1 protein-coding gene (only partly in view) is annotated in these 12,017 nt (G+C 58.0%); it reads left to right on the top strand.

The annotated features are described in order from the left end of the window. Nucleotides 1-12,017: the 3' portion of a beta strand repeat-containing protein gene (locus C8N45_RS05480; protein WP_108385246.1), read on the top strand. 19,321 nt of this gene lie to the left of the window's left edge; 12,017 of the gene's 31,338 nt are visible here — the last part of the coding sequence; its start codon lies off the left edge, out of view; the stop codon is at nucleotides 12,015-12,017.

Genomic DNA, 12,017 nt, shown 5'->3' with positions numbered 1-12,017 from the left:
CTGGCAGCATCGGCGATGATGCCACCGCTGCGACAGGCGGCTCAATCATTGCGAATGGTGCGGGTCTGATTGCGGGTGGTCAGCTGTTCTTGGATGCTGATGGCACCATCGGTACAGAAACAACAGATATCCAGCTGAACACGGGCGATCGTGTTGCGGATACGATCACGGCACGTGCCCCTGTGGGTATCTATCTGACAGAAATCTCGAATTCTCTGCGGGTGTTCGAAATTGCCTCTAGCGGTGATGTGGAGGTGTCCGTCACAGATGGTGACCTGATCGATGCAAACCAGCGTCAGATCGTTGATGAACGCGCTGTCAGCGAGCTGCTGGACGGTGTCTGGGGCGACATGCAGTTGCTTGGCGATGTTGATGCAGACGGCAACCCGACTGGCGGCCCTGCGCTGGACAAGATCAACGAAGCGATTGACCGTCTGCGCGAAGGCCGTGCCCGGGATTATGACCAATATTGGGATTGGCGCGAAAGCATGTCTGCGTCACAGTTGCAGGACGTGCGCGATGGCAACGCCCAACTCGGATTTAGCGACCCGGCCTTGCAGGCCGAAGAAGATGCAGCCCTGATCGCCTTCTATACAGAACAGGCTTATCTTGACGATCCGTCACTTGACCCCAACGATGCCGCTGATCAGGCCACAGCGGCTGCAACGGCTGCTGCTGCCCTTTCGGCAACCAAAGCGTCCCGCACCGCGCAATTCCTGACCCTTGACGCGCAGTACGGTTCAGCCGCATCGCGCACTGACCCGCGCCCGGAACTGACAACACAGGAAGAGCGTGACCGGATCGCTGCGGGCATCAAGGTCTGGACCCAGTCCGAGTTACTTAACGGTATTGGCGCAGGCTTGCTCAAGCCAGTGACAGACACCACCCTGACCACCGAAGATGCCAACATCATCGGTCGCAATGTGACGCTGGAAATCGGCGGCACTGTTGGTCAAACCCAAGGCGAAGTGACGATCATCACCAACACCGGCGCACAGCTCAGCGAAGCTGACCAACTGGTGATTGGTGCGGCAGAACGGGCCGATCTGTTCTTCCTTGTCAGCCAGATCCAGACCGGTGCTGTTGATTTTGACCTTGACGCGAACAGCATGACCTTGCGCAGCGGGACATGGAATGCCGACTTGCTGGTCGGGCAAACGGTGCAGGTGCAGGGCAATGCGGTCAACGCGACCGAAGAAAACCGCTTCTATGTGATCGAAAGTTTCTCGGCCGATCGCGAGACGATCTTCTTTGAAAATCAGGAAGATGCAGAGACTTTCGGCGCGCAGGCGGCTGAAGTCACAGCAGTTGAATTGAACGTCACTGTGAATGTGTCCGCGATCGTGAACGATCCACGCGGCACGACGCAGGATGCGATTGTCAGCGTTGAAGCAGGCAACCGTCTGACCCGCACAGAAGGATCATTCGAACCCACAGCCGACACACCCGGATTCCGTGAAGATGATCTGGTTCTGCTGTCAACAACACGGGCCTACACCCCGGAAGACGAAGCAGCACAGGTCGAAACAGCGAATGCGAACACGGCCAGCAACCGCTATGTCGTGCTGTCCGTGGATGCGACCAGCATGGTGCTTGGCAACGAAGATGGAACACCGCTGACGCTGGCAATCGAAAGCGGCGTCACAATGACTATCGACCAATATGTGCCCTTGGTCGCCGTGCAGGTACAGCAGCGCGAAGACTTCGACGTGACCGTGTCCGAGATGATCAACGTCACATCGCAGGGCGAGACTTTCCTTGGCTCTGACGCTGAAAACTCGGTGTTGCGCGTGGGCGCGATCAACGTTGCCAATGTTGGTGAGGATGCGGGCGAACTCCGCCTGAAATCCAGCGGCAGCATCATCAACGGGTCGGACGCAGATGGGACTTTGGACGAGTTCGGTGTTCCGATCGTGAACCTGACAGCCGGCTCTATTGTGCTTGAGGCCAGCCGCGGCGGCATTGGTACGGACACTGATCGTATCTATATCAATCAGCGCGAAGGCGGCATTCTGACGGCGCGTGCCTTGAATTCGATCTACGTCACCGAGGCTGCGGGTGATATGCTTGTCGGCACTGTGTTCTCGTCGGGTGGCGACGCCAATCTGGCGACGCTGAGCGGGGACATTCTGGATGGCAACGGCAACAGCCTTGTCAACATCCAGGCCAACAACATCGTTCTGAATGCATCGGGCAGCATTGGTGCTGCCAACGGCGCAGCCGGCGAAAACGATCTTGAGCTTGAAGCGCCCAATGCGGGCACATTGACCCTGACTGCTGGCAACAACATCTATGTCACCGAAGCGGGCAACATGGTCATCAACAGCGTTGTTGGTGGGCAGACGGCTGGTAATTCTATCCGCCTGACATCCGGTTCGAATATGACCGATGCCGTTGACAACACGGCCCCTGTCATCACCGGTTATAATGTCGAACTGATCGCACGCGAGGGTGTTATCGGTAACGCCAGTCAAGAGTTGGATATCAATACGACTGGTGGTCTGTTCAATGCCTCTGCGAGCCTTGGCAATATCTATGTGATGGAAACCACCGGCGATCTGATCCTTGAACAGGTCGGGACAGGCGACGCCTTTACAGCCTTCCTGACAGCGCGTGCGGGGTCTATCCTGAACGGTGCGTTGGTCAACCAGTCCAATATCACTGGCGGTCGCGCCTTCCTGGTGGCAAGCAGCAATATCGGGGCATCCGACAAGCGCTTGTACACGACAATCGGCTCGATCCAGTCCGTGTCCGGCACAGACGAGTCAGCGGCAAGCGGTTCGACCTATGTGTTTAACAACGGTTCGCTAGAGGCGCTGACCGAGAACGCAAATGCCGCGATGATGGCGCGCAATGACGTCTTTGTCACAGCGACGAGCCCGATCATCGTGTCCTCCAACGTTGTCACAACATTCGGCAACATCAACATTGTGGCCAACGAAAGCTCTGACGCGGAATATGCGGCTGACCTGAACGCTGCAATTGTGGCAGGGCGCCCTGCAAACTATCTTGATCTGACCGCGCAAGAGCAGGCAGATATCGACGCGGCCAGTGCTGCGGCCTTCCCGTCCGAGGACGATTATGACAGCGTGACCGTCAAGTCTGGCGTGACCGTCTTTGCCACCTCGGGTGACGTGAACATCTGGGCCGGCGATCACGTGGTGATCGAAGATACCGCGCAGGTGATCGCAGCCGCCGACGTCAACATCTACACCGACGTTGCGACAAATGCGGCCAACACTGACGGGTCTAACAACCTGACGGGTACAGACCCCATTGTTGTCGTGCAGGCGGGTCGTGATGACCTTGATGGCGGCGACGTGACGATCAGCGGCGCGATCATCGCAGGCACCAATATCCAGATCAACACAGGTGCAGCAGGTCCGGTCGGGCTGGCTGCCACTGAACAGCGCGATGTGGTTACTGTCACCGGTGAACTGTCTGCGGGTGCGCGGATTGATATCCTGACAGGAGGCGACAACGACACAGTCATCCTGACAGATATGGAGATGACTGCGCCACAGATGCGTGTTGACGGCGAAGCTGGCGAGGACTTCATCGAAATTCGCGACAACGGTGCTGTGACAGGCGTGCTGACCCTTGCAGGTGGTGCAGACAGTGACCGCATAGAAGTAACGCGCCTTGCATCCCACGCAGCCGGGGATCGTCTGATCCTTGATGGCGGCATGGGCGCGGATGATATGCAAATCCAGACTTGGGGCTCCATCGCGGGCGCGGCCGAAGGTGCGGATTACCGGATCACCATCGCTGACACAGGTGGTATCAATGCTGCCAACGGCGTCGATACGGTGGATGTGCTTGGTACGACTGACAACGATGTGTTCCTGAGCCGCGCGAACTTTGTGGCCCTGATGCATGGCACCGAGGACCAGACCATCGGTCTGGCACCTGATCGCCCCACATCCGTCGAGCGGATCGATTATGACCGCAGTCTGAATGGCCGGTTGAGCCTGATCGGTCTTGAAGGTGACGATGTCTTTGTCTCTGACGACAACGGCACGATCATGACGATGGACGGCGGGATTGGGAACGACAAGTTCCAGTTCGGCCAGGTCTTCGGGTCCGAACCTATTGCTGGTGGCACTTACGACGACGGCAGCGGCAATTTGATTTCCAACGGCATTGCCGCGGGCGACGATATCACAACCGTCCTGACGACGCGCGGTTATCTGTCCAGCGGTGCCAGCTATGCCGTCACGGCCTTTGGTGGCGAAGACAATGACCAGTTCACGGTCTATTCCAACCGCGCCGAAGTCCGGCTTGAGGGGGAAGACGGCAACGATGAATTCATCGTCCGCGCCTTCCTGTTGGGTACTGGTATCGACGCACAAGGCGACGTCCAGGTGCGTGCTGGCGAAGGTGACGACAGCATCGAATATAACATCAATGCCCCTGTTGATATCGACGGCGGCGCGGGCTTTGACCGTGTGGTTGCCATCGGGACCGAGGCAAACGACATCTTTGTCGTGACCGAGGACGGCGTCTTTGGCGCGGGTCTGAATATTCGGATCAGCAACACCGAAGAAGCCATCGAAGTGGACGGTCTGGAAGGTGATGATACATTCTACATCCAGTCAACGTCCGAAGGGACCGTCACCAATGTAATTGGTGGTCTGGGTTCTGACACATTCAACGTTACGGGTGATGTGAACGGGCTGGTTTATGCGGCTGATATTTCGGGCCGCTCTGCCGGGATCAACCACCGCGCCGAGATCGCCGATCCGGCTGATGTCGATTACACAACGTCCCTTCTGCAAGGCATCAGCGCGACTGTCGCCGACGCGGTGCAGGGTGTTGTCGTTGTGCAGCCAACCGGTGCAGGCACCGAAGTGGCTGAAGGCGGCGCGCCTGACAGCTATACCGTTGAACTGGCCGAGGCACCTGAAGTGGGCGAGGTTGTCTATGTGACCATCGCGGCTGGTATCGCATCGCGTCAGGACCGTCGCCTTGAAGTGCCAACCATGGCCGAGGATACGACGATCATGCTCAGCGGGAATACGATCACGCGCATGGATGGATCGTGGGTCGCTGACGGTTTTGGCGACTGGCAGGGCATCACCATCACCGACGCTGGTGATAATTCCGGCAGCTACGATGTTGTCGGTATCTCAGACGATGGCTTGACGCTGACGATTGACGGCAGTTTTGCCGACAACGTGAACACGGTGACTGGCCCGACGACCGGCATCACGGTCACTGGCCGCGAGGCGGGTACGGTTGAGTTGAGCACAAATGGTGGTGCATACACCGACGGGATCGTGCTTGAGTTCACGTCAGCCAACTGGAACGTCGCCCAAACGGTCGATCTGCGTGCTGTTGATGACGCAGCGCAGGAAGGCACCCGCATTGTGCAGATCAGCCACGCGGTCGACAGCACTGATGCGACCTTCAATGGTGCAAAAGTCAGCAATCTTATAGTGACTGTAGGCGATAATGATCTGCCAGAGGTCAAGCTGACCCAGACAGGTGCAGATACGTTCATCCACGAAGGTGGCGAATTCACCTATGATGATCCTGCGGATACTGACGACACGGATGGCATTGACCAGATCACGGCCAATTCCGAAATCACCGACACTTACGAGGTCGTTCTGTCTCGTCAGCCAGCAGAAGGCGAGATTGTCCGCGTGACGCTGACCGACGACAGCAATTCATCCGACATCATCTATTCCCAGACGGTCATCGACTTTGACAGCACCAACTGGGATCAGCCGATCACAGTGACGCTGACGGCGGTTGCGGGTGACGACGTTGAACGTGACGAACGTGTGATTGTCAGCCATACGGTTGAATCGCTGGATGCAGCAGAAACACCATTGGCAGGTGGCGTCTATGCGACGGCTGCGGTTGCCGAACTAACGGTCGAAGTGTCGGACGGCGACAGCGCAGGCATCATCGTGCGCGAAAGCGACGGTAACACAGTCATCATCGACCAGCCGGGCGAAACGGATACCTACACGATCCGTCTGACCAGAGCCCCCGTGGGCGAAGTCACGATCAACATCGTGGATGACGGCCAGAATCGGCCTGTTCCGGGTGGCCGTGTGACCGAAACTGTTTTGCAGGACCGTGACATTCCGCTGACCTTTGTGCGCAACCCTGATGGGCCAGATACAATCGTGCGCAACGATGGTCGCGACTTCCGTGAAGATGGCTTCTTGTCGGGCACAGTCATGGACATCACAGGCACGGCAAACAACAACGCGCCTTATGCGATTGCTGAGATTTCAGAAGATGGGTCGACGATCATCCTGTCAGGTGCCCAGCCTGTTGTGGATGAAGTGGCCGCGCTAGCGAACATCCGCGTGGTGATCGCACAGGTGACGTTCGATGCGACCAACTGGCACGAAGAGGTGACCGTCGCACTCGAAGCCGACACAGGCTTTGAGCCAACAGCACTTGACCGGATCACCAAGACCTTCCCGGTGGAAGATCACGACACGGCCCGCATTCGTGGCCCGCTGATCATTGACGGTGGTCCTACGAAAGGCCGTGCGATCAACGCGGCAATCATGCTGGCGACCGAAAGCGATCCAGGTCCGTTTGATGTGACTGTTGCCACGGATGAGCGATTCCAGAACGACCGCGTCAACATCTTCAACGACAGCGTGTCGCTGGATGATGAAGGGCGGATGTATAACATCGCCGACGGTCGCACCCAGATTGATGGCATTGGCATGGGCAGTGGCATCGTGTCGATCCCGCAGGGCGAAGGTCTTGATCCGCTTGAGTTCAACCGTGGCATCTCGATCTCGACCACTGAAATCATCGAGGTGATGCTGGGTCAGGGCGACGATACGTTCACGATTGATGGCACGAACATCAGTTCTGATTACAACAACACCGGCGACGGTGTTGTGAACCTGCCGATCACACTGATCCACGGTGGTGGCGGTGCGGATACGATCACGGTCAATGACATTTCGGTTGCGGAGAACGGCAACCGGTCGTTGCTGGCGATCTATGGCGACACGGATGCGACAGGCGCGCGCTACAACTTCGAAGGTGGGGCGCCGAACGGCAATGCCTTCAACTTCAACGCGGTTGGCGCGCCAGAAGACCACGGGGACACCATTGATGCCCGTAATGTCACCCTGTCTGATACCGAACTTGGGTTGGTCATCTACGGCGGCGCAGGCAACGACACTATCTTTGGCAGCACTGGCCGCGACCAGATTGCGGGCGGATCCGGCGATGATGTGATCAATGCAGGCGACGGTCAGGATATCGTTTACGGCGACAACGGCTTTGACATTGATCTGGTCACACGTGACCTGATCGAAGTCAGCTTTGTTGATCCGGCACCACAGTACCTGAGCGGCGATACACGCGTGGCTGGCCGCGACCGTTTGATCGGTGGCGCAGGGCGTGACGTGCTGATCGGTGATCACGGGCTTGTCTGGCAGGTGCCGGGTACGAACAAGATCACATCAACCGCAGATTTCGCGCGGATCGAAAGCACGGACTTCGGTGCCGGTAACGACGATACGATCTTTGGCAACGAAGGTGATGATATCGTTCTGGGTGGTGCGGGTTCCGACACCATCACGCTCGGCGGCGGTAACAACATCGCCTTTGGTGACAACGGCCTGATCGACTGGACAATGCGCGATGGCGATAACAGCTCGATCGACCTGATCCAGACGGTCGCGGCCTCGGTTGGTGACAATGACACGATCACAGCAGGGTCCGGCAATGACGTTGTGCTGGGTGGTCAGGGCACTGACACGATCAACGCAGGCAGCGGCACGAATGTGATGCTTGGTGATACGGGGCGCATCACGGGTTATTCCAGCGGCGCTGGCCTTGATAGCCTTGAGTTGACGCTGGCGACAATCACCAGCACGGACCCGACGGCAGGTGCACGTGATCTGATCACAACCGGCACTGACACCGACTATGTGGTTGCTGGCACCGGCGCGGATGACGTCACGACCGCAGGCGCAAGCGATGCGGCTGATGTGATCTTCGGCGATAATGCCGAAATGCGCTTCCGCGTTGCGGTTGCGGGCGATGTTGAGCCTGTCTTGCGCGCCGCGCGGTCGATCTTCCTGACTGATGGTGGCGCAGATACCATCCAGACCAACGCAGGCGGCGACATTGTTGTTGGCGGTGTTGGTGGCGACCTGATCACTGGTGCCGGTGGCAACGATATCATCTTTGGTGACAACGGCTATCTGGCTGGCTTCACAACAGCCCCGGTCGGAGAGGCGCTGATCAGTCTTGCGGCGGCACAAACGCTGGCCTCGACCGTTGGCGGGCGCGACACGATCCGCGTTGGTACAGGAGCGGCCATCGTGTTTGGTGGTGCGGACGAAGACATCATCGACACCCAGGTAGCTGGCACGCTGGATGCCGCTGACATCCTGTTCGGCGATCATGGCCGCGCACGGTTTGCGACCCCTGATGGGGATACGCCACAGCCAATCGCGATCCGGCTCGATAGCGTCAACACCGGCGACGGTGCGAATGACACGATCACGTCCGGTGCAGGTGCTGACATTGTTGTCGGTGGTTTCGGCTCTGACACGATCAACGCAAACGATGGGGCCAACATTGTCTTTGGTGACAATGCCCGCCTGATCGGCACGCAAGACTTTGCTTTGGCCGACGATGGTCTGCCGATGAGCCTTGTCAGCCTGACAACGATCGACGCCACCATCGGCGATGTCGACTTTATCGACACCGGTCTGGGTGCAGATATTGTGCTTGGCGGCGCTGGGGCGGATGAGATCAAGGCCAATAATGGTGATGGTCCAGCGGTCTTTGATGCATCCAACATCCTTGTCGGTGATCATGCTGAAATGATGTTCCACAACCCCGAGGCGGGCACGAACTTCCCATCGCTGGTCCGGTCGATCGATCTGATCGAAGGCGGGGACGACATGATCCAGTCTGGCGCAGGGTTCGATTTGCTTATCGGCGGCACAGGGTCTGACACGATCTTTGGGCTTGGCGGGAATGACCTGATCGCGGGTGACCACTTGCAGGTGGAAGGTACGCTTGATCTGTCTACCATGCCGCTGATCGACCCGGCCGAGGCTGCGTTCTTTGCCACATCCATCGGCACGCAAGTCGCTGATGGCGGTGCGGCCGATATGATCCTTGGCGGTGCTGGGGATGATATGATCATGGGTCAGACCGGCGCCGATACGATCTTTGGCGGCTCTGGCGATGACGACATCATCGGTGGTCACAACGTGGCTGGCGGCGCTGACGCAGGCGATGCCATTGACGGTGGCGCAGGCGACGATGTTGTCCTTGGTGACAACGGGTCGATCTATCGCAAGACCACGCTGCTGGACAACCGGATGCGGGCGCTGGCTGGCACCCAGATCTATGGCACGAACGTCAACACCAACGATGGTCAGTTGCTTGTCACAGGCACGCAGCAGGAAAATGTCGATGGCACCGTGCAGCGTGACATTCTGGTCTTTGACCATGCCGAAGGCGCATCAACCAGCGTCTATGGCGATGACTACATCGCTGGCGGGTCCGAAGATGACATGATCTTTGGCCAGCTTGGTGATGATGTGATCCAAGGTGACGGCACGATTGACTTTGACCTCAACGGCATTGCCGATGTGTTCGAAGGGAACGCCGTCGGCGCGGGCCGCGGCATGGATGGTTTGCTGACCATTGATGCATCGGTTGAGGATCATAACGGTGTTGGCCGCGACGGTGACGACTATATCGAAGGCAACGCCGGTGAAGATGTCGTCTTTGGCAACCTTGGCCGTGATGACATCATCGGCGGATCGTCTGAAAACTACGGCATCATCACACGCGCAGACCGGATGGACGGCTCTGACCTGTTGTTCGGTGGCGCGGGTACGGATACCAGCCGCAACAACCTTGGTGATGATGGCGACAGTGCCCATGCCCGTGACAGCGATACAATTGCCGGTGACAACGCAAATATCTATCGCCTTGTCGGCGTCGGCGGCGTGTCGTCGGGTGCGTACCTGACCTTCAACTACGACACCTATGGTGGTGACGTGCGGCTTGTGGCGCGCGGTGTTGATCTTCTGGATTACACCGAAGGCGGTCGCGACTTTGATGCGGCATCCGAAGCCACGGATCAGGGTGCGGCGGACGAGATTCACGGCGAAGGCGGTGATGATACCATCTACGGCCAGTTGGGTGACGACGCCCTGTTCGGTGATGCGCAAAGCGATGACATCATCGGTGGCACAGGCAACGACTGGATTTCCGGTGGTACAGGTGTAGATGGCGTCATCGGCGACGATGGCCGGATCATGACAAGTCGGAATTCAACCCAATCCGGTGAATCGCTCTATGGCATCAATGCGCTGAATTCCGTCGACAATCTGCTGATTGCGGCTGATCAGAACGCGCTGCGCACAGTCGTCGATCGTGATGGTTTGTTGGTGAAGTCGGTCAATCTGACTCCATTCTCGAACAATCCGGGTGATCAGAACGACCAGTATTGGGAAGCGACTGAAAGCTCTGACATTATCTTTGGTGGCTGGGGCGGCGACTTCCTGCATGGTGGCGTCGGGTCTGACGCGATTTCCGGTGCAGAGGCCTTGCCAATCGCGGCACGCCCACAGGATCACAACGGCAATATCATCAGCTTTGATACGCCGTTCAACCCGGGCAACGTCGCTGCGGTCAACACAACCGAATTCGGTGGTGTGACGTCGCCCGCGATCCATCTGGTGTTCCTGCCGCTGGTCGATCAGTCGATTGGCCGGGCTGTGATCAGCTTCAACGACGATAACGAAGTGACGCTTGAGGCGGGCAACAACCCCTTCTTCCTCAACTTCGACCACACCGAAGGGCAGTTGGACAACCGGTCTGAAAACGGTCTGCTGTCTGATGGCGACGACCGTATATTCGGGTCGATCGGCAATGATATCCTGTTCGGCGGTACCGGTCGCGATCACATCTATGGCGGTTATGGTAACGACCTGATCAATGCCGATGATGATCTGACAAGCGGTGGCGTCAACGCGGGCGATCCTGCGGGCCTGAACGATGTGCCAGACGATGACATCAGCTATGAAGACTTCGCCTTTGGTGGTGCCGGTCGTGACTTCCTGATTGCCAACACATCCGGTGATCGTCTGGTGGACTGGAACGGGGAATTCAACGAGTACTTCGTGCCCTACCGGAACGCTGGTGCGCCAACAGTCATCAACAGTTACAGCACCGCGATCGAGGCTTATATCGTGCGTGTCGGTCAGGCTGATGGCATGGATAGCACTCGCAAGGCTGATGTTGATCCGATTTTGCGCGCAGATGGCACGCCGCTGTCAAACGCGGGTGAGCCTTATGGCGAACTGGGTCTGGTGAACAATGACATCACCAACCCGGTCAATCAGGCTGAATTCATCAAGCAATCGGGCGCAGGTGTTCTGACAGGCCGTGGTACGGTCAACGATGGTGCTATCCTCACGCCACCTGTTGTGCCATCGGGTCAGCGTCTGGCGGACAGCACGCTTGATAACTTTGGTCCTTCCTCGACTGTGTCCGGCCAGACAGGGCTTTATGCTGGCGATGCAACAACGCGGAACACGCCGATCATTGCAGATACGGGAGCGATGCGCCCGACCGGCGAGATGATCAGCAGCTTCGTGACCGAGGTCGGCGTTGTTGTTGACCTCAGCGGTCTGGCGACACTGGCAGGGGTCAACCCGGCCGATTCCGTCTCGTCCTATGTTTATGACGAAGCGACCGACCAGTTCATTGCCGTCGATAGCGCGGCAACACCACGTGTGACGGAAACCAACACGGTGATCGAACTCTTTGACACGGACGGTGCTTTGTTTGCATATGTGGATGAGATGGGCGGCGTCTGGATTGTGGATGACATCGACGACAATCCACAAGGTCAGCGTGACCGGACTGCGCCGCCTGCCGAAGAAGATGCGATCGAGGACGATTGGCTGCTTGAGGCAACTGTGGCAACCAATGGTGCAGCTGCCGTGGCTATGCCATACCGCAGCCTGCGGGGTCGCGAAGACACATAG

Origin of the sequence: Yoonia sediminilitoris (assembly GCF_003058085.1) — a bacterium.
GTDB classification, from domain to species: domain Bacteria; phylum Pseudomonadota; class Alphaproteobacteria; order Rhodobacterales; family Rhodobacteraceae; genus Yoonia; species Yoonia sediminilitoris.
This window is presented reverse-complemented; position numbering and strand designations above follow the sequence as displayed.